At 69.0% G+C, this 20,270-nt stretch carries 18 protein-coding genes; 3 read left to right on the top strand and 15 right to left on the bottom strand.

Going from position 1 to position 20,270, the window contains the following annotated elements; genetic code table 11:
* Window positions 1-4: 4 nt before the first annotated feature.
* From glmS to ACWGDB_RS39605, 3 genes are all read right to left on the bottom strand, one after another.
* Window positions 5-1,852, bottom strand: a complete 1,848-nt coding sequence (gene glmS / locus ACWGDB_RS39615) for a glutamine--fructose-6-phosphate transaminase (isomerizing) (RefSeq protein ID WP_453826908.1) — start codon at window positions 1,850-1,852, stop codon at window positions 5-7.
* Window positions 1,853-1,985: 133 nt separating this feature from the next.
* The gene (locus tag ACWGDB_RS39610; RefSeq protein ID WP_453826907.1) at window positions 1,986-2,801 is read right to left on the bottom strand and encodes an ABC transporter permease; all 816 of its coding nucleotides are present in this window, start codon (window positions 2,799-2,801) and stop codon (window positions 1,986-1,988) included.
* On the bottom strand, window positions 2,798-3,811 hold the full coding sequence (locus ACWGDB_RS39605) for an ATP-binding cassette domain-containing protein (RefSeq protein WP_453826906.1): 1,014 nt from the start codon (window positions 3,809-3,811) through the stop codon (window positions 2,798-2,800). Before ACWGDB_RS39605 ends, ACWGDB_RS39610 begins: the two co-directional genes overlap by 4 nt.
* A 204-nt stretch (window positions 3,812-4,015) precedes the next feature.
* Between ACWGDB_RS39605 and coaA the strand changes: the two genes are divergently transcribed.
* Complete coding sequence (coaA, locus tag ACWGDB_RS39600) at window positions 4,016-4,984, top strand: type I pantothenate kinase (protein ID WP_453826905.1); 969 nt, start codon at window positions 4,016-4,018, stop codon at window positions 4,982-4,984.
* 31 nt (window positions 4,985-5,015) lie between these two features.
* Complete coding sequence (locus ACWGDB_RS39595; RefSeq protein ID WP_453826904.1) at window positions 5,016-5,969, top strand: DUF389 domain-containing protein; 954 nt, start codon at window positions 5,016-5,018, stop codon at window positions 5,967-5,969.
* Window positions 5,970-6,056: 87 nt separating this feature from the next.
* Here the strand turns inward: ACWGDB_RS39595 and glmM are convergent, their stop codons facing one another.
* From glmM to ACWGDB_RS39575, 4 genes are all read right to left on the bottom strand, one after another.
* Window positions 6,057-7,415 (bottom strand): phosphoglucosamine mutase, encoded by a 1,359-nt coding sequence (glmM, locus tag ACWGDB_RS39590; RefSeq protein ID WP_427840367.1) that lies wholly within the window; start codon window positions 7,413-7,415, stop codon window positions 6,057-6,059.
* 237 nt (window positions 7,416-7,652) lie between these two features.
* Window positions 7,653-8,174 (bottom strand): 30S ribosomal protein S9, encoded by a 522-nt coding sequence (gene rpsI / locus ACWGDB_RS39585; RefSeq protein WP_383612015.1) that lies wholly within the window; start codon window positions 8,172-8,174, stop codon window positions 7,653-7,655.
* Between the two features lie 42 nt (window positions 8,175-8,216).
* Window positions 8,217-8,660 (bottom strand): 50S ribosomal protein L13, encoded by a 444-nt coding sequence (gene rplM / locus ACWGDB_RS39580; RefSeq protein ID WP_030950652.1) that lies wholly within the window; start codon window positions 8,658-8,660, stop codon window positions 8,217-8,219.
* Between the two features lie 458 nt (window positions 8,661-9,118).
* Window positions 9,119-10,396 carry a glycosyltransferase family 87 protein gene (locus tag ACWGDB_RS39575; RefSeq protein WP_453826903.1) on the bottom strand — a complete coding sequence of 426 codons (1,278 nt, stop codon included), beginning with the start codon at window positions 10,394-10,396 and terminating at the stop codon, window positions 9,119-9,121.
* Between the two features lie 73 nt (window positions 10,397-10,469).
* Here ACWGDB_RS39575 and ACWGDB_RS39570 point away from each other — a divergent pair, with 73 nt between their 5' ends.
* Window positions 10,470-11,354: a hypothetical protein gene (locus ACWGDB_RS39570; protein ID WP_453826902.1), complete on the top strand. Its 885-nt coding sequence runs from the start codon at window positions 10,470-10,472 to the stop codon at window positions 11,352-11,354.
* Window positions 11,355-11,397: 43 nt separating this feature from the next.
* Here the strand turns inward: ACWGDB_RS39570 and ACWGDB_RS39565 are convergent, their stop codons facing one another.
* From ACWGDB_RS39565 to ACWGDB_RS39530, 8 genes are all read right to left on the bottom strand, one after another.
* On the bottom strand, window positions 11,398-12,162 hold the full coding sequence (locus ACWGDB_RS39565; protein ID WP_453826901.1) for a polyprenol monophosphomannose synthase: 765 nt from the start codon (window positions 12,160-12,162) through the stop codon (window positions 11,398-11,400).
* 29 nt (window positions 12,163-12,191) lie between these two features.
* Window positions 12,192-13,502 (bottom strand): UDP-glucose dehydrogenase family protein, encoded by a 1,311-nt coding sequence (locus ACWGDB_RS39560; RefSeq protein WP_453826900.1) that lies wholly within the window; start codon window positions 13,500-13,502, stop codon window positions 12,192-12,194.
* Between the two features lie 52 nt (window positions 13,503-13,554).
* The gene (locus ACWGDB_RS39555) at window positions 13,555-15,396 is read right to left on the bottom strand and encodes an ArnT family glycosyltransferase (RefSeq protein WP_453826899.1); all 1,842 of its coding nucleotides are present in this window, start codon (window positions 15,394-15,396) and stop codon (window positions 13,555-13,557) included.
* A complete protein-coding gene (locus ACWGDB_RS39550; RefSeq protein ID WP_453826898.1) occupies window positions 15,396-16,418 on the bottom strand; it encodes a glycoside hydrolase family 26 protein in 1,023 nt (340 codons plus the stop codon). Before ACWGDB_RS39550 ends, ACWGDB_RS39555 begins: the two co-directional genes overlap by 1 nt.
* On the bottom strand, window positions 16,418-17,833 hold the full coding sequence (locus tag ACWGDB_RS39545; RefSeq protein ID WP_453826925.1) for a glycosyltransferase family 2 protein: 1,416 nt from the start codon (window positions 17,831-17,833) through the stop codon (window positions 16,418-16,420). Before ACWGDB_RS39545 ends, ACWGDB_RS39550 begins: the two co-directional genes overlap by 1 nt.
* 423 nt (window positions 17,834-18,256) lie before the next feature.
* Window positions 18,257-19,123 carry a tRNA pseudouridine(38-40) synthase TruA gene (gene truA / locus ACWGDB_RS39540; RefSeq protein WP_453826897.1) on the bottom strand — a complete coding sequence of 289 codons (867 nt, stop codon included), beginning with the start codon at window positions 19,121-19,123 and terminating at the stop codon, window positions 18,257-18,259.
* 141 nt (window positions 19,124-19,264) lie between these two features.
* Window positions 19,265-19,765, bottom strand: coding sequence for a 50S ribosomal protein L17 (gene rplQ / locus ACWGDB_RS39535; RefSeq protein ID WP_427840372.1), 501 nt, complete (start codon window positions 19,763-19,765; stop codon window positions 19,265-19,267).
* Between the two features lie 190 nt (window positions 19,766-19,955).
* Window positions 19,956-20,270, bottom strand: a 315-nt coding sequence (locus tag ACWGDB_RS39530) for a DNA-directed RNA polymerase subunit alpha C-terminal domain-containing protein (RefSeq protein WP_351579901.1), incomplete at its 5' end; no start/stop codon positions are given.

Genomic DNA, 20,270 nt, shown 5'->3' with positions numbered 1-20,270 from the left:
CCCCTCACTCCACGGTCACCGACTTCGCCAGATTCCGAGGCTGATCCACCTCGTTGCCCCGAGCCGTCGCCAGCTCACAGGCGAACACCTGCAAGGGAACCGTCGCCACCAGCGGCTGAAGCAAGGTCGGCGTGGCCGGAATCCAGATCAGGTGGTCCGCGTACGGCACCACCGCCTCGTCCCCTTCCTCCGCGATGACGATCGTCCGCGCACCCCGGGCCCGGATCTCCTGGATGTTGGACACGATCTTGTCGTGCAGAACCGACCGCCCCCGGGGCGAAGGCACGACCACGACCACCGGCAGGTCGTCCTCGATCAGAGCGATCGGCCCATGCTTCAACTCCCCCGCCGCAAAGCCTTCGGCGTGCATATAGGCGAGTTCCTTCAGCTTCAGCGCCCCCTCCAGCGCCACGGGATACCCGACATGCCGCCCCAGGAACAGCACCGTCTTCTTCGCGGCCAGCGACCGCGCCAGCTCCCGCACCGGCTCCATGGTCTCCAGCACCCGCTCGACCTCACCGGAGATGTGGGAGAGATCCCGGATGACCGCGCCGATCTCGTCACCCCACTTGGTGCCCCGCACCTGCCCCAGATACAGCGCGACGAGATAACACGCCACCAGCTGGGTCAGGAACGCCTTCGTCGAAGCGACCGCGACCTCGGGCCCGGCATGCGTGTACAGCACCGCGTCCGACTCACGCGGAATCGTCGACCCGTTGGTGTTGCAGATCGCCAGCACCCTGGCCCCCTGCTCACGGGCATGCCGCAGCGCCATGAGGGTGTCCATGGTCTCGCCGGACTGCGAGATGGCGATGACGAGGGTCTGCTGATCGAGGATCGGATCCCGGTACCGGAACTCACTGGCCAGTTCGACCTCGCACGGCACCCGCGTCCAGTGCTCGATGGCGTACTTGGCGATCATCCCGGCGTGAAACGCCGTACCGCAGGCGACGATGACGACCTTGTCGATCTCCCGCAGCTCGGAGGCGCTGATGCGCACCTCGTCCAGCGTCAGCGAACCGGATGCGTCGATGCGCCCCAGCAACGTGTCGGCGACCGCCTTGGGCTGCTCGGCGATCTCCTTGAGCATGAAGTAGTCATAGCCCCCCTTTTCCGCGGCTGAGGCGTCCCAGTCGACGTGATACGACCGCACCTCGGCCGGCCGGCCGTCGAACCCGGTGACGGTCACCCCGTCCCGCCGCAGCTCCACCACCTGGTCCTGACCCAGCTCGATCGCCGACCGGGTGTAGGCGATGAACGCGGCGACATCCGAGGCGAGAAAGGCCTCACCCTCCCCAACGCCCACCACCAGCGGCGAGTTCCGCCGCGCACCGACCACCACATCGGGCTCGTCGGCATGCACGGCGACCAGCGTGAACGCCCCCTCCAACCGCCGGCACACCAGCCGCATGGCCTCGGCGAGATCGGCGCAGACCGAGAACTCCTCGGCGAGCAGATGCGCGACCACCTCGGTGTCGGTCTCGGAGGCCAGCTCGTGCCCCCGCTCCTCCAACTCGGCCCGCAGCCCGGCGAAGTTCTCGATGATCCCGTTGTGCACGACGGCGACGCGCCCCGCGTTGTCGAGATGCGGATGCGCGTTCGCGTCCGTGGGCCCACCGTGCGTGGCCCACCGCGTGTGCCCGAGCCCGGTGGTCCCGGTCGGCAACGGCCGCTCGGCCAGCTCCTTCTCCAGATTCCCCAGCTTCCCGGCCTTCTTGGCCCCGGCGAGCCCTCCGTCCGCCGGCACCGCGACCCCGGCCGAGTCGTACCCCCGGTACTCCAGCCGCTTCAGTCCGGCCATCACGATCTCGAGCGCCGACTGCGACCCCACGTATCCCACGATTCCGCACATGCGCGGCAGCCTACGGTCCGATCGTCACGAAAATCGCCCCCGAACTCCGCGCCGCCTGCCCGAATTCGGAAATTCCCACGGGGGTACGAAGCCGGAACCGCAGGCCGCCTCCGCCGCGTATCGCAGACCTCCGTCAGGTCTTCGCCCGATAGGACCGCATGGCCAACGGATAGAACACGAGCGCGATCCCGGCCGCCCACACCAGCGACCACAGCACCGGCTCCGCCACCGGCCCACCCAGCAGCAGCCCCCGGAACGCGTCCGACAGATGCGTCACCGGATTCACGTCGCTCCACGCCTGCAGCCATCCCGGCATGGTGTCCACCATGACGAACGCGCTGCTCGTGAACGTGATCGGGAAAATGATCGTGAACGCGAAGGCCTGCACCTTCTCGGCGTCCCCCGCCAGCATCCCGATCAGCACCGCGCTCCACGACACCGCCGCCGCGAACACGACCACCAGCAGCGTCCCGAGCAGGAACCCGCCCACTCCCCCGGTGATCCGGAAGCCGAGCAGCAGACCGAGCCCGATCATCAGCAGCAGCGCCCAGACATGCTTGGCGAGGTCGGCGGTGATGCGGCCGATGAGCGGTGCCGAGCGCGCGATCGGCAGGCTGCGCAGCCGGTCGAAGACGCCCTTGGTGAGGTCGGTGTTGAGCGCCATGGCCGTGTACATGGTCATGAACAGGGTGTTCTGGACGATGATCCCCGGCAGCGCGTACTTCAGATACGCCTCGGGCGACCCGGCCATCTGCCCGCCCAGCACATACGTGAAGAGGAACACGAACATGATCGGCGTGATGCTGTAGTCGACCAGTTCGAGGGGGTTGTGCTTCACGGCGACCAGGCTCCGCCAGGCCATCGTGAAGGTCTGCCGCATCCCGTCGAGCGGTCGCACCCGGCCCGACTTGGTGATCGGGGCCGTGATGGTCGTGGTGGCGGCGCTCATGACCGGCTCACCGCCTTCTCCAGCTCGCTCTCGTCGTCGTCCCGTACGGCCGCCCCGCCGTTGCCCTCCGGCTCGCCCGGCTCGGCACGGTGTCCGGTCAGCGCCAGGAACACCTCGTCCAGCGACGAGCGCCGCAGTGCCAGCTCGCCCACCGCGATCCCCTCACGGTCCAGCGTGCGCACGACGGCGGGCATCAGCTCGGGATCGTTCACCGGGGCGGTGATCGTCTCGCCCTCGATCTGCGTCTGCGGGCCGGCCGCCTCGGCGACCAGCAGGTGGGCCCGTACGAGATGCTCCGGCGCCACCGGCCGCAGCTGCAGAACCTGGCCCCCGACCTGTGACTTCAGCTGATCGGGCGTGCCCTCGGCGATCACCCGGCCCTTGTCGATCACCACGATGTCGTCGGCGAGCACATCGGCCTCGTTCAGATACTGCGTGGTCAGCAGGGCCGTCGCCCCGTCCGCGACCAGGCCCCGCAGCAGGTCCCACAGCTCACCGCGGCTGTGCGGGTCGAGGCCGGTCGTCGGCTCGTCGAGAAAGAGGATGCTGGGCCGCCCGACGAGACTGGCCGCCAGATCCAGACGCCTGCGCATGCCGCCGGAGTAGGTCTTCGTGGCCCGCCCGGCCGCGTCCGACAGCTGAAAGCGCTCCAGCAGCTCGGCCGCGCGCGCCTTCGCCGCCCGGCGTGGCAGGCCGAGCAGCCTGCCGATCATCAGCAGGTTCTCCGTGCCGGTCAGGTTCTCGTCCACCGCCGCGTACTGCCCGGTCAGCCCGACCATGGCGCGTACGACCCCGGCCTCCCGGACCACGTCGTGCCCGGCCACCTGCGCCCGGCCGGCGTCCGGCCGGAGCAGCGTCGCGAAGATTCGCACAGCGGTGGTCTTCCCCGCGCCGTTGGGACCCAGCAGTCCGAGCACCGTGCCTCGCCGGGCCCCCAGGTCGACCCCGGCCAGTGCCTCGGTGTCCTTGAACCGCTTGACCAGGCCTTCCGCCTCGATCGCATACGTCATGGGTCACCCCCTCGGGGTCGGTGGACTCCGGGCTGGGCCCACCTCTCCCACAACTGTGACGCACGCCACTGACATTCCCCACTTTGCCCGGGTACCTGCCCAAGGCAGCCGTTATATCCCGAGAACGCGGCGGCGTGACGGATCCCACCTCACCGTCCGTTCGTACTCCCGTAACAATGGACTGTGATCTCTCCGGTCTCCTCGATGCCCCGGAGCGCCCACCGGCCCAGGCCGGAGGCGACTCCCTACGTCGACCTCACCCGCTCGGAGTGGAGCGCGCTGCGCGACAAGACCCCGCTGCCGCTCACGGCGGAGGAGGTCGAGAAGCTGCGCGGTCTGGGCGATGTCATCGACCTCGACGAGGTCCGCGACATCTACCTCCCGCTCTCCCGCCTCCTCAACCTCTACGTCGGCGCCACGGACGGTCTCAGAGGGGCACTGAACACCTTCCTGGGCGAACAGGGCTCCCAGTCCGGCACCCCATTCGTCATAGGGGTCGCCGGCTCGGTCGCCGTGGGCAAGTCCACGGTCGCCCGTCTGCTGCAGGCCCTGCTCTCCCGCTGGCCCGAGCACCCGCGCGTGGAGCTGGTCACCACGGACGGCTTCCTGCTGCCCACCAAGGAGCTCCAGGCCCGCGGCCTGATGTCGCGGAAAGGATTCCCCGAGTCCTTCGACCGCCGCGCCCTCACCCGCTTCGTCGCCGACATCAAGGCGGGCAAGGACGAGGTCACGGCACCCGTCTACTCCCACCTGATCTACGACATCGTCCAGGACCAGAAGCTCACGGTCCGCCGCCCCGACATCCTGATCGTCGAGGGCCTGAACGTCCTGCAGCCCGCCCTCCCCGGCAAGGACGGCCGCACCCGGGTCGGCCTCGCCGACTACTTCGACTTCAGCGTGTACGTCGACGCCCGCACCGAGGACATCGAGCGCTGGTACCTCAACCGCTTCAAGCGGCTGCGCGAGACCGCCTTCCAGAACCCGTCCTCGTACTTCCGCAAGTACACCCAGGTGTCCGAGGAGGAGGCCCTCGACTACGCGGGCACGATGTGGCGCACCATCAACAAGCCCAACCTCGTCGAGAACATCGCCCCCACGCGCGGCCGGGCCACCCTGGTCGTCCGCAAGGGCCCGGACCACAAGGTGCAGCGGCTGAGCCTGCGCAAGCTGTGAGGCTGTCACACGGGCCTGTTAAAAAGGCGTCATGCTGCATCTGCGCCTGATCACACCGGCCGACCGGACCGACGACGTGGTCCGCCTGATCGAGAGGACGGTGGGGACGACCCACCTCGCCGTCCTGCCGGGCGCCGCCCGCAACCCCGCAGGGGACCTGGTCATGTGTGACGTGGCGCGCGAGGCGGGCGACGAACTCCTCACCGATCTGCAGCAGTTGGGCATCGAGGAGTCGGGATCCATCGCCGTCGAGAACATCGACCTGTCGCTGTCCAAGCGCGCCGACAAGGCCGAGAAGGAGGCGCCGGGCGAGGGAGCGGACGCGGTGCTGTGGGAGCACCTCACGGACGCCACGCACGAGGAGTCGACGCTCTCCGTCACCTACATCGCCTTCATCACGCTCGCCACGATGATCGCGGCCTGCGGTGTGGTCCTCGACAACGCGATCCTGATCGTCGGCGCGATGGCGGTCGGCCCGGAGTTCGGCCCGCTGGCGGGCGTCTGCACGGCGATCGTCCAGCGCCATCCGCGCCTGGCGCTGCGTTCCCTGATCGCCCTGCTGGTGGGCTTCGCAGCGGCCATGGCGGTCACGGTGGGCTTCAGCTACTTCATGGACGCCGTGAACCTGTTCAGCCACGCACAGCTGGAGGCCGAACGCCCCAACACCAACTTCATCTACCGGCCCGACTGGTTCTCGTTCGTCGTGGCCGTCCTCGCCGGCTGCGCGGGCACGCTGTCCCTGACCTCGGCCAAGTCGGGCGCGCTGGTGGGCGTCGCCATCTCGGTGACGACGGTCCCAGCCGCCGCGAACGCCGCCGTGGCCTTCAGCTACGACGAGTACAAGCAGGCCTGGGGCTCAACGGAACAGCTCCTGCTGAACCTGCTGGGCATCGTCGTGGCGGGCACGCTCACCCTCGCCGCCCAGAAGTGGCTCTGGTCCAAGCAGCGTCAGCCCAAGAACGCCGTCCGGGACAGCGCCCCGTAAGGGGCGCGGGGAACTGCGCGACAAGCCACAACGAATCAGCAGCCCGCGAACAAAGCAGAATCCCCCGCCCCTACCCGGAACGAACCACTACCCCAGCGCGGACTTCACGACATCAGCCAGCCGCCCCGCCACCGACCGAGCCTGCTCGATGTCCGCCGCCTCGACCATCACCCGCACCAACGGCTCGGTACCGGACGGCCGCAGCAACACCCGTCCCGTGGAACCGAGTTCCCGCTCCGCCTCGGTGACGGCGGCAGCCAGCTCGGCCGAGCTCCCGACCCGGGTCCGGTCCACGTCCGGGACGTTGATCAGCACCTGCGGCAGCCGCTCCATCACGCCGGCGAGATCACGCAGCGTACGCCCGGTCTGGGCGATCCGAGCCGCCAGCAGCAGCCCGGTCAGCGTGCCGTCACCGGTCGTGGCGTGGTCGAGGATGATGACGTGCCCGGACTGCTCGCCACCGAGGGCGTAGCCGTGCTCCTTCATCTCCTCCAGCACATACCGGTCACCGACGGCGGTCTGCACCAGCTTCAGCCCCTCGCGCTCCAGCGCCAGCTTGAAGCCGAGGTTCGACATCACAGTCGCCACAACCGTGTCGGACCGCAGCTCGGACCGCTCCCGCATCGCCAGCGCGAGCACGGCGAGGATCTGGTCGCCGTCCACCTCCTCGCCGGTGTGGTCCACGGCGAGGCACCGGTCGGCGTCCCCGTCGTGCGCGATTCCCAGCGCGGCCCCGTGACCGAGAACGGCGGCCTTCAGCTTGTCCAGATGCGTGGACCCGCAGCCGTCGTTGATGTTGAGCCCGTCCGGCTCGGCACCGATGGTGACGACGTCGGCCCCGGCCTGCCGGAACGCCTCCGGAGAGACGCCCGCCGCGGCGCCGTGCGCCTCGTCGAGGACGATCTTCAGCCCGTCCAGCCGGTTGGGCAGGACGCCCAGGAGGTGGGCGACGTACTCGTCGAACCCCTGGTCGTACGACCGCACCCGCCCGACCGACGCACCCGTCGGCCGCTGCCACGGCTCACCGTGCCGGTGCTCGTCGTAGACGGACTCGATACGGTCCTCCAGCTCGTCGGCGAGCTTGTGGCCGCCGCGGGCGAAGAACTTGATGCCGTTGTCCGGCATGGCGTTGTGGCTGGCGGAGAGCATGACACCGAGGTCGGCGCCGAGCGAGCCGGTGAGGTGCGCGACCGCGGGCGTGGGCAGCACGCCGACCCGCATCACGTCGACACCCGCGCTCGCGAGGCCCGCGACGACGGCGGCCTCCAGGAACTCCCCGGACGCGCGCGGATCCCGCCCGACCACCGCTGTCGGCCGGTGGCCCTCGAAGGTGCCCGCCTCGGCGAGTACGTGCGCTGCCGCCACGGACAGACCGAGCGCCATCTCGGCCGTCAGATCCGCGTTGGCGACACCACGCACGCCGTCCGTGCCGAAGAGTCGTCCCACTTGTCCTCCTGAGGAAACTTCAGTTCCGAAAGCGGAGCCCGCGCTCGATGGGCCACCGGGCCACCGGGGGCTGCCGCTCCCAGGCATTCCATGCCCGGTGCATCGGATCACACAAGCCTTTGAACGTCTTGTGCCGTTATACGCCCGAGCCCGGTGATAAGACGAACGCCCCGGCGGCACTGTGGCGTGCCGCCGGGGCGTTCGGAGTACCGGAGTACGAGCAGAGGCAGCTTGCGCTTAGCGCTTGCTGTACTGCGGGGCCTTGCGGGCCTTCTTCAGACCGGCCTTCTTGCGCTCGACCGCACGGTCGTCGCGCTTGAGGAAGCCGGCCTTCTTCAGCGGGCCTCGGTTGTTGTCGACGTCGGCCTCGTTCAGGGCGCGGGCGACACCGAGACGCAGCGCACCGGCCTGGCCGGAGACACCGCCACCGGCGATGCGGGCGATGACGTCGTAACGGCCCTCGAGCTCGAGCACCTTGAAGGGCTCGTTGACTTCCTGCTGGTGCACCTTGTTGGGGAAGTAGTCCTCAAGGGTGCGACCGTTGATCTTCCACTTGCCGGTGCCCGGAACGATCCGGACGCGGGCGATGGCGTTCTTGCGGCGACCCAGGCCGGCGGCCGGCTGGGGCTCACCGAAGCGGGACGCCAGCGACTCCGAGGTGTACTCGCCCTCGACGGGGACCTCGGACTCGGTGGTGTAGCTGTCGATGTCGACGAGCTCAGTCTCTTCGACCGGCTGCTCAGGGGTGGTCTCGGCCACGATTCTCCTCAGATTCTCTTCAGTCTTAGGGGGTGGCCGGACTTACTGCGCGACCTGGGTGATCTCGTACGGCTGCGGCTGCTGCGCGCCGTGCGGGTGCTGGTCACCCTTGTAGACCTTCAGCTTCGAGAGCATCTGACGGCCCAGAGTGTTCTTGGGGAGCATGCCCTTGACGGCCTTCTCGATGGCCTTCTCGGGGTTCTTGTCGAGGAGCTCGTCGTAACGGACGGAGCGCAGACCACCCGGGTAGCCGGAGTGGCGGTACGCCATCTTCTGGGTCCGCTTGTTACCGGACAGGTGCACCTTGTCGGCGTTGATGATGATGACGAAGTCACCGGTGTCGACGTGGGGCGCGTAGATCGGCTTGTGCTTGCCGCGGAGAAGGGACGCGGCGGTGGTGGCGAGACGGCCCAGGACGACGTCCTGAGCGTCAATGACGTGCCACTGGCGAGTCACATCGCCGGGCTTGGGGCTGTACGTACGCACTTCGCAGCCTTCTTCTTCAGTGGATGGGTGCTGACACATGGCATCACTGAAGCGATCGTGCAGCTGGGGACGACAATGCCGGGGACGCTGCCCGTATGCCGCCCACTGGTAACTGCTCCAGGGAACCTAGGTAGAGGCCACTCCCGTGAGAATGAGCGAGCCAATACACAACGAACACGCAGGATACCTGCGGCGCCACGGCCGGGTCAAAACGGGTGGCCGGCGACTGCACCCTGCTGTCCATTGACCAGCGTAAGCGAGCACCAGGCCCTGCTGTGCCGCCCATGCCCGGCCCTCACCCCCCAAACACCGGGCCCACAGCCCCACCCCAGCGACCTCCCGGCCACGAAATCCCCGACCCCCAACCGCCGGACACCTAAGCCGGACGCCCACGCCCAGCGCCCAGAGCCCCCAGGGCTCACGCCACGCCACGCCCCCCGCCCCTGGCACGCCGAGGCTCACTCCTCCCCCCACCGGGTCCGCCCCTCGACGGGCGAAGCCGCGGGCCCGGTGGGATCCAGCGACGGAGCTCCTGGCGGGGTCGAAGGGGCGGAACCCCTGGAGGACGGGACGGGCAGGGGCGGCGGGGGCGAGACACCCCGCCCGGACCGAACACCGCGGACCGCCACGGTCACCGCCAGACCACACAGCGTCACCGCGTCCCGAAAGGCCCGCCGCTGCACCGCCTCCAGATAAGGCCAGGTCACCCCGGGAATCTGCGGCACGAGCGACACCCAGAACCACACCCCCCGAGCAACCGCTCCCTCCCCCAGCACCCCGGCCACCAGCAGCGGCACGACGACCAGCAGATAGTGGTCGTACGACGGCCGGGACACGAGGAACGCCGAGAGCATCAGCCCCGCCGCGGTCTCCACCAGCCGCCGCGCCCCCTCGTCGCCACCCCGCCACCGCCGATACGCACACCCCACCCCCACACCCGCCGCAACCACCCCGATCCCGCCGGCCCACACCTCCGGCACCCCCACCCTCGGCAGCACAGCAGCCGGCGACGCCTCATACAGCCGTACAAAGCCGTCGTCCCCGCCCAGGAGGAACGGCAGAGTCCGGGTGAAGAACCCCGCAGGATCCGGCAGCAGCAACGCCGCCCCCACGGACGCGACCACCGGCACCCCGGCCATCACCCCCAGCCCCCGCCACCGCCGCGCGAAGACGAACAGCAACCCCACCGGCGCCAGCAACGGCTTCAGCGCGATCGCCGCCCCGATCACCGCCCCCGCCGCCACCCACCGCCCCCGCACCGCCAGCAACAACCCCAGCGGCAGCGCGAGCACAGCCGTAGCGGTCCAGTTCCCCAGCTGAACAAGGTGCGCGAACGGCGCGAACCCGACCGCGAGCCCGGTCAGTCCGAGGGCGGCGAACCGGCTGCGCAGCGGCACCCCGTGCACCCGCAGCGCACAGACCCAGCCCCCCACCAGACATCCGGTCACGACCACCGGCACGAGCACACCCAGCACACCCCGCGGAATCAGCGCCTGAGGAGCCGCCGCCAGCACCGCACTCGGCAAATAGAGAAAGTGGGGGTCGTCATACGGCGAACCCCCACCCAGCCAGACCCGCGCCGCCCGCACGACGATCGCGTTGTCCATCCCTCCGTCCGAGGTCACCCGCGCCGTACGCACCACGAGGGCCCCCAGCAGGACCCCGAGCACCGCCCACAGATGCCACGTCGCCCGTCGTACCAACCACCCGGAGATGTCGCTTTTGTGCACGCTCACCGGCTGAACGCTAGGGGCCTGTGCGCCGCTTGGGGCGGACCGGCACGCCTTCGGTCCGTCTAAGATGCGCCCCATGAGCTACGGGCAGCAGGGGGGACCCCAGTCCCAGTGGGATCCCTGGACACCGCAATCCCAGCAGCCGTGGAACAGCGGCGCCGACGACCAGACCCCGGACTGGGCCGCACTCGCCGAGGCGTCCGAGACCCGCAACAAACGGCGTCGGCTGCTGTTCGTCGGCGGCGGAGCACTGGCCACCGTCGCGATCGGCGCTGCCGTCGCCGTGGCCGTGGTGTCGTCGAACGACGGCAACTCGGCCTCCAACAAGCCGTCTTCCGAGCTTCCGGCGACCGCGGACCTGCCGAACCAGTCCACCGCCCCGTCGTTCGAGTCGACGAGCGCCCCGCCGCCGCTGGATCCGAAGGACTTCATCTCCAGCAAGGCCAAGGACACCGCTCCGCTCGGCGCGCAGATCCTCTTCCCCGGCACGCAGCTGACCATGGGTGAGACGGTCTACAAGAAGGGCGCGACGGACGACACGAAGAACTGCTCCGCGGTCACCGAGGGCGGGCTCCCGAAGATCCTCACCGCCAACGGCTGCACCCGCTTCATGCGCGTCTCCTACGTGAAGGACGGCATCGCGGTGACGGTGGGCGTGGCCGTCTTCGACACAGAGGCGAAGGCCACGAAGGTCAAGGGCCAGGTGAACACCAAGAAGGACATCGTCCGGCCGCTGTCCGGCAAGGGCATCAAGGACTTCTGCGCCTCCGCCGTCTGCTACTCCAAGTCCAACTCCTACGGCCGTTACGCCTACTTCACCATCACCGGCTTCACCAACGGCAAGGACATGACGGACAAGGACACGGCGGGCTTCCAGACCGGCGACAACCTGGAGGAGTTCACGTTCCGCCAGATCCGCCGGCGCGGCGAGGCCCAGGCTTCGGCGGCGGCGGGCGAGTAGCGGCGAGCGGCGGCCGACGCACGGTCGACCGCCGCCCAGGGCCTCACCTGTGCTTCAGGCGCAGCCGGATCGGTACGACCGCCGACTCCAGCTGCGTCCGAAGCGTCATCTTCGACACACCTTCCGTCCGCTCCTCGAAGCGGATCGGGATCTCGACGGCGCTGTGCCCGGCCCGTACGGCCTTGTACTTCAGCTCGACCTGGAAGCTGTAGCCCGCGCTGTCCAGGGTGGCCAGGTCGATGTCCCGCAGCGTCGCGGCCGACCACAGGTTGAAGCCGGCCGTGATGTCCCGGATCTTCGTGCCGAGCACGGCGCGGGCGTAGCGGTTGGCGAACCGGGACAGCAGCACCCGGTGCACGCCCCAGTCCTCGTCCAGCGAACCGCCCTCGACGTACCGGCTGCCGACGACCAGGCCCACCCCGGAGGCCACCGCCGTGCCCAGCATGCGCGGCACCGCCTCCGCCGGGTGGCTGCCGTCGGCGTCCATCTGGACGACGTACGCGGCACCCTCGTGAAGCGCGGCGCTCATACCCGCGACGTACGCCCGCCCCAGACCGTCCTTCTCGGTGCGGTGCAGCACGCTCATCCGGCGCCGGCCGTCCCAGTTGTACTTCTCGGCGAGTTCCTCGGCGATCCGCCCGGTGCCGTCCGGGCTGGAGTCGTCGACGATCTTCAGGTGCAGCCCGTCGATCGGCAGCCCGAGCACCAGCTCGGCCATCCGCGCCACGTTCGCGGCCTCGTTGTACGTGGGCATGACCACGGTGACCGGTACGCCCGGATGTCTGTCGTGGTTGTCACGACCCGTCATGGCTTTCTCTTTCCCTCCCCTAGGAGCCCCTACCGGGGCCCCTCCCCAACGGGCGCGGGCCTTCCCAGCGCCCGGAACCGCCAGCCCGCCGCGGTCCAGCGGTCCGCGTCGAGCACCCCCCGCCCGTCCACGATCCGCGGACGGGAAACCAGCGACCGGGCCCGATCCGGGTCGATCTCCCGGAACTGCGGCCACTCGGTCAGATGCAGCACGAGATCGGCACCGCGCAGCGCCTCCTCGGCCGACAGCGCGTATCCGAGGAGCGGGAACGCCTTGCGGGCGCTGTCCATCGCCTCGGGGTCGTAGACCGTGACGTCGGCGCCGTCGAGCCGCAGCCGCGCGGCGACGTTGAGCGCCGGCGAGTCACGGATGTCGTCGGAGTCGGGCTTGAATGCCGCCCCGAGTACGGCGATACGGGCCCCCAGAACCCCTCCCCCGCACATCTCCCGTGCCAGTTCGACAACCTTGTCGCGGCGCCGCATGTTGATCGCGTCCACCTCGCGCAGGAACGCCAGCGAGACGCCCAGCTCGTCGGCGCGGTACGCGAAGGCGCGGATGTCCTTGGGCAGACAGCCCCCGCCGAAGCCGACGCCGGCCCGCAGGAACTTCTTGCCGATCCGGTCGTCGTACCCGATCGCCTCGGCGAGCACGCCGACGTCGCCGCCCGCGGCCTCGCAGACCTCCGCCATCGCGTTGATGAAGGAGATCTTGGTGGCGAGGAAGGCGTTGGCGGCCGTCTTGACCAGTTCGGCGGTCGGAAAGTCGGCGGTGACGAGCGGGGTCCCGACGGCCAGGACGGGCGCGTACACGTTCCGAAGAATCGTTTCGGCACGCTCCGAGCGCACCCCGAACACCAGCCGGTCCGGCCGCAGGGTGTCCTCGACGGCGAAGCCCTCCCGCAGGAACTCCGGGTTCCAGGCGACCTCGACGCCGGCATGCGTGTCCGCGAGCCGCCCCGCTGTCCCCACCGGCACGGTCGACTTGCCGACCAGCAGCGCGTCGGGGCCGGCATGCGCGGCGATCGCCGCGAAGGCGGAGTCGACGTACGTCAGGTCGGCGCCCTCGGAGCCGGTGCGCTGCGGCGTACCGACACACACGAAGTGCACGTCGCCGAAGGCCGCGGCCTGTCCATAGTCGGTCGTGAACCGCAGCCGCCCGCTCGCCGTGTGCTCGGCGATCAGTTCCGGCAGCCCGGGCTCGTGGAACGGCACCCGGCCCGCCTGCAGCGCGGCGACCTTGTCGGGGTCGACGTCGACCCCGAGGACATCGTGGCCGAGTTCCGCCATGCAGGCGGCGTGGGTGGCACCGAGGTAGCCGGTGCCGATGACGGTGAGCCGCATGGGTACGGCCCCTTTCTTGGCGTGGAGCGTTCTGCCGTGGAGCGGCGACAGCTCAGGAGGTCTTGATCCAGATGCGGTACGTGCCCGTGCCGCTGGAGTTGCTGAAGGGCACCTTGCCGAGGAGCCGGTAGTGCGAGTTGCCCTTGACCGCGGCCGCGATGACGTCGTCGACCCGCGGGTTGGTGAGCCCGTCCAGGACGATCAGGTCGAACTCGCCCTCGCGCAGCGCCGCGCGGTAGGCGTCGTCGCCCGTGTGGTACTTGCCCTTCTCGTCCGTGTACTCCAGCGCGAACACGCCCTGCCACTGACGATGAGTGGTCTTTTCCCGCAGGTAGTAGACGGGCACTTCGGGTGTCGAGGCGAGGTAGTGGCCCTTGGAGTTCACATGGGTGTCGATGGTCCTGATCATCTTCGAGGAGTCGGGCCAGACGCCGAAGCGCCAGTCCGCCTGCGAGATGCCGAGACACAGCACCGCCGTCCAGAGCATGATCCCGAGCTGGGGGTAGCGGAAGTGGGCGCCCACCAGACGGGTCACGCCCACGCCCGCCATCGGCGCGGCGAACAGCAGACCGAAGCCGACGTGCTTGAACAGCGAGACCACGGTGGCCAGTTGGATCTGGTACGCGGGCGCGAGCAGGGCCGTGCCGCACAGCGTCAGGCCGAGCAGGGCACGCCAGCGCCAGCCGGGGTTGCCCAGCTTCAGCGCGATCGGCGACTCGTTCATACGGCTGCGCCGTACGTAGGAGACGGCGCCGCCGACAGCGGTCAGGAACATCAGCCCGCCCCATTCCGCCGAGCGCTGGAGCAGGAACTGGGCGCTGTCGGAGCCGTGGTCACGGTCGGTGGTGGTCTGCTGGACACCGGCGAGCAGGTCCGTGGTGTACATCCCCACGAGCATCAGACCGCCGATGCCGATGCCGAGCAGCACCATCCGAAGGAACGATTTTGCACCCTTGTGCGGCCACGCGGTGAGCAGCGCGAGCACACAGATGGTGGGCAGGTACAGCGCGGACGCGTACTTCACGCCGACCGCGAGCACCGCCACGGGCGCGGCGAGCAGGACGGCGACCACCGGCGCGCGGTCGGTGCGCACCACGATCCAGGTCGCCAGCGCGAGCAGGAACACCGCCATCGCGTCGTAGGTCGCGAAGTACCCCATGACGACGGTCGACTGGAGCACCGCGAACAGCGCCGCCGCGGCCAGCGCCGCACGCTCGTTGAACAGCCGCCGGGTGAAGGAGTACAGCAGCCCGGTGGTGGCCAGCATGAACAGCAGGCTGAGACACCGTGCCCCCATGAGCCCGAACTGCCCGTCGACCAGCGCGACGAGCACCGGGTACAGCTGCGGCGAACCGGAGAAGTAGGCGGCGTAGTTGATGGGCAGCGGCGCGCCGTTCAGCAGATGGTCGAGCTCGGCGTGACCGGCCGCGATGTACAGGGCCTCGTCCTGGAACGCCGTGTTGGACAGCCGCAGCGACAGGGCCGCCTGGATGAGGAGGATGCACAGCAGCACGGTCCGGCTCACCCAAGCCCGCCGACGGCTGCCCGCCATGTCCCAGCCGGCCTCCGGCGTCGCGGGGATGTGGTAACCCGGCTCGTCGTCCGGCACCTGCTGGTACCGGACGGTGCGCAGCGCGTACGTCGGCTGGTCCTCGTGCTGCCCGTGCGGCTGCTGCGGGATCTGCGCCTGGTACGGCTCCTGGTACGGCTCTATGTACTGCTCCTGGTACGGCTCCTGGTACGGCTCCTGCTGGTGCCCGTACTGGCCGGCGTCGAACCCGTAGCCCTGCTGAGAGGGGCGCTGCCCGTTCGAGTTGAACCAGCCGGAGGCCGACTCGTCCTCGGCGTACGGATCGTAGGGCTGAGGCGTGTAATGATCGTTTCGGGAGGTCATCACGGCTTCCGTACGTCGAAGCCGAAGCTGTCGTCGGCGGCCAGGCGCTTGAACTCCGTCAGCGCCAGCGGGCTCGCCTCCAGTCGCCAGTCGGCACGCTTTTTGTGGTTGAACCAGATGAAACCGAGCATGTCGTCGTCCGCCGTCACGCCCGCGAACAGGTTGCGGATGTCGGCACGCCGCCGCTCACCCGCCATCGCGGCGGTCTCCAGCAGGATCATCGGCTTCTTGGTGAAGGTGCGGACCTGGTCCCGGGTCGCCCCGAAGACGCTGTCGAAGGCGTTGTCCTCCTCGATCGTCCAGTAGCCGATGAGGCCGACCCAGTCGACGTAGGCGTCGCCCGGGTAGTACGGCTCGAGCTTCACGCTCTTGACCGGGTTGACGATGTTGGGCGACCAGGCCCAGATGACGTTCGAGGCGCCGACGTCGATGAAGGTCTCGTGGATGTGCCGCCAGGCGGCCACGTAGTCCTTCGGGGTCACGTCCTTCGTGCCCCACTTCTCCCAGTGGCCGTTGAACTCGTCGGCGAAGGAGATCACGACGGGCAGGTTCAGCTTGCGGACCGCGGTGGCGTACTCCTTGATGTACGCGTCCGACTCGCCGGCCGCGATGTCGGCGACCGGCGTGTCGAAGGGCTCCCACGACATCAGCGTCATGGCGCCCTCACGCCAGGCGTTGCGCACACCGGTGGCGTCGAAGCCGTCGCCCCAGGCGGCGTAGTACTCGATGAGGTTCGGCTGCTTGCCGACCATCTTCGTGTACGTGTCGACGCTCTTCATGGAGGTCGGCGCGCCGTCCACAGCGGCGCCGAAGTACTTCTTGTCCGGCTTCAGCAGCGGTACGACGTCGTAGGGCACGTCGGTCCCGGGGCTCGCCGCCGAGTCGGCACCGGCCTTGCCCTGCTCGCTGTTCCGGGAGGAGCCGCCCGGCTCCTCGCCGAGGACCGAGCAGCCGCTGAGGGCGAGCACACCGCTGAGCAGCGCGGCCGCCAGGATCGTACGCGTGCGGGCGAACAGCCGCATCAGGCCACCGCCTTCTCGCGGGGCTGGACCAGGACGCGGCCCACGACGAGGGCGTAGAAGAGGCCGGAGGACAGGATCAGGGCGAAGTCCGGGGCGTCCATGGTGAACGAGCGGTAGACCGCCCCCACGACCCAGATCAGCGCGGTGCCGCCGCTCCACACCCACATGCCGATCCAGAAGCGCCGCGTCTTGTTCTTCTTGGCGCCGGAGGAGCCGGTGGGCTGCCAGCCCATGCGGTTCTTGCGGAGGATGTCCCAGATGGCGAACACGTGGGCCCAGCCGTACATCAGGCGGGCCGCCCAGGCCTCCAGGCGGTAGGGGGCCGTGTGCCACATCGGGAAGATGATCGTGGTGTAGATGATGCTGGGCAGCACCAGGACCAGGTGCTCGACCATGAGCTTCTCCGGCATCGCGATCAGCAGCACGATCGGGATGACGGGGGCGGCGAAGGTGAACAGCGCCGTGTGGATGTAGTAGAAGAAGCCGGACATGTAGCACAGGCGGCTGGAGAACCTGATCTTCGCCTGCCAGAACTTCCGGCTGCCGAGCAGGCTCATCGACCCCGAGCACCAGCGGTACTGCTGGTTGAAGAAGGCACCGGCGGTGTCCGGGCACACGCCCGTGGACACGGCGATCGGCACATAGCGCAGGTCCCAGCCCAGGCCCCGCAGGTCGAAGCCGGTGTGCACGTCCTCGGAGTGCTCGATCAGCGTCGTACCGCCGTTGGTCTCCAGCGCGGCCCGCCGGTACACCGCACAGCTGCCCACGCAGATGGCGCCGTCGCTGCCCTGCCGGGAGACCTGCACGGACCGGTAGAACAGCTCCTGCACCGCGCCCGCGCCGCGCTCGATCCAGTTCTGCGAGTCCAACACCCGGAAGTACTGCGGCGACTGGACGATCCCGATGCGCGGGTCCGCCTCCATGTACGGCAGCAGCTCCTGGAGCAGGTCGGCGCGCGGCGTGAAGTCGGCGTCCAGGATCAGGATGTACTTGCCGTCGGACTGCCCGAACCCGAAGTGCAGGTTGCCGGCCTTCTTGAACCAGCCCCGGTTCTCCCGGGTGCCGTAGCGGAAACCGAAATCCCGCGCCATGGCGGCCAGTTCGGGACTGGCACCGTCGTCGAGCACGAACGGGACGCAGACGCCGGGATACCGGTCGGCCATCTCCCGCACATGCCGCCAGGTGTTGTGCAGCACCTCGATGGGCTCACCGCACACCGGCAGGAACACGTCGACGCTCGGGTACACCTCGGGCCGCCAGTTGTGCACCAGCCGCTTGTGGTGCGCGATGTCGAAGTCCCGGGTGAAACCGTTCACCCGCAGCGACACCAGGTAGTACAGGACCGTGAAGACCAGCAGCGGCGTGTAGATCCACAGCAGCGGCGTGGACTGGGCCAGCTTGAACTGGCTCATCACCAGGCAGCAGAAGCTGATCAGCGAACTGATCGTCAGGATCCACAGTCGCCGGCGTGTGTAGGAGTACTTCTCCTTGTCCGTCGGCGGCAGCGGCAGCAGCCCCAGCGGAGCACCGTCACCCCGCCCGGCCTTCCGCCGTCCGCCACCGTTGCCGTTCTGGCGCGTGCTGCGCCGCCCCCCGGTCCGCGCAGGACCAACTGAACTCATGACAAACCCACCCCCGGGCCCGGATACGGCCCGTATGACCCCCACCCCTACCCGGCCTTCCCCATGTCGATTTCTCGAACAACGGCCGGGCAGCTCGAACACATAGTTGAGCGATGAAAAGATATACGAGAGGTAAGGGGGTTGTAAGGGGCATCAAGGTGACTTACGCCCGGTAAGTACTGACATGAGCGCTATCTGACCTCAAATGTCAGGTAACTAACAGGTTTCGCATCCGGACGTCCCGGGCAGGAATCGCCGGTTCCGCGCCTCCTTGCTCCGCGCCGCGAGCAACTCGTCCGCCGGATACCCCACTTCCTCGAGGGTCAGCCCGTGCGGCCGCACGACATGCACGGCGGAGTCCCGGACACCGGCGGCAAGCACCTTGCCGGGCCAGTCGGCGGGCCGGTGCCCGTCCCCCACGAACAGCAGCGCCCCGATCAGCGACCGCACCATGTTGTGGCAGAAAGCGTCGGCACGAACGGTCGCGGTGACGATCCCGTCGTCCCCGCGCACGAGGCTCAGCTCCTGGAGGGTACGAATGGTGGTCGCCCCCTCCCGCTTCTTGCAGTAGGCGGCGAAGTCGTGCTCGCCGAGGAGCCGCCCGGCGGCCTCGTTCATGGCGTCGACGTCGAGGGGCCAGTCGTGCCAGAGGACGTGGCTGCGCAGCAGCGGGTCGACGCCCCCGGGATTGTCGGTGACGCGATACGCATAGCGCCGCCAGACCGCCGAGAACCGCGCGTTGAACCCACTGGGCGCCTCCCGCAGCGCCCACACCCGCACGTCCTTGGACAGCCGCCCGGCAAGCCGCTTGAGCAGCTTCTCGTGGTGCTCCCGCCAGACCGCCTCCGGCAGATCGACATGCGCCACCTGCCCCCGAGCGTGCACCCCGGCATCGGTACGCCCCGCCACGGTCAGTTCGTACGTCGTCCCGCCCGACCGCGTGACGGTCCGCAGGGCATCCTCGATCTCCCCCTGCACGGTCCGCTTCCCACCGGCCTGCTTGGCCCAGCCGTGGAACTCGGCACCGTCGTAGGACAGATCGAGGCGGACACGGACGTAGCCGGGTGCTGCTTCATCACTCACAACGAGATCCTCTCAGGAACACAGAAGCGGGCCCGCTCCCCGAAGGGAACGGGCCCGCCAACGCCCAAAGGGGCGCGGGGAACTGCGCGACCAGCCACGACGGCGCCGCAGCCGCAAACGGAACAGCCCCCGGCAGAACGCTTACGCGTCCTTCGACTCCTCGGCGGCAGCCTCGTCGGCCTTGGTCGTGTCGACCTTGGTCTCAGCAGCCTCGGTGACCTCGGCGTCCTTGGCAGCGCGCTTCGTCGCGGCCTCGGCCTCGCCGGTGGCCTCCTGAGCAACCGTCAGCGCCTCGACCAGCTCGATGACAGCCATGGGCGCGTTGTCGCCACGACGGTTACCGATCTTGGTGATACGGGTGTAGCCACCCGGACGGTTCTCGTAGCGCGGTCCGATCTCGGTGAAGAGCGTGTGCACGATGCTCTTGTCCGTGATGACCTGCAGCACCTGGCGGCGGTTGTGAAGGTCGCCCTTCTTCGCCTTGGTGACCAGACGCTCGGCGTACGGCCGCAGACGGCGGGCCTTCGCCTCGGTGGTGGTGATACGGCCGTGCTCGAAGAGCGCCTTCGCGAGGTTCGCGAGGAGCAGCTTCTCGTGCGCGGCACCGCCGCCCAGACGGGCACCCTTGGTGGGCTTCGGCATTCTGTCTCTCCTGTGTGTCTGCCCCGGCCGTGTCAGGTACCGGGGTCAGTATCCGAGCAGGCGGTCGCCTGTCGGAGATCCGAGCGCCTTTTCAGACGCCCGGAAGGGCCGCGCCCCAAAGGGGCGCGGGGAACTGCGCGACCAGCCAAAGCCGGCCCGCAGCCACATTCCAACCGCCGAGCCCGAGCTCTTAGTACTGCTCGGTCTCCACGAACCCAGCATCCGCGTCGTCGTCGGCACCAAAGGCGTCGGCGGCAGCGGTCGGGTCGAACCCGGGAGGCGAGTCCTTGAGCGCAAGCCCCATGCCCGCAAGCTTGGCCTTGACCTCGTCGATGGACTTCGCACCGAAGTTACGGATGTCCAGCAGGTCGGCCTCGGAACGAGCCACGAGCTCACCCACGGAGTGGATGCCCTCGCGCTTGAGGCAGTTGTACGACCGAACGGTGAGCTCCAGCTCCTCGATCGGCAGCGCCAGATCAGCGGCGAGCGCGGCGTCCGTCGGGGA

It is taken from the genome of Streptomyces sp. NPDC055013 (assembly GCF_053608645.1).
Note: the sequence above shows the minus strand (reverse complement) of the source record. Positions and strands in the feature narration are given on the sequence as shown.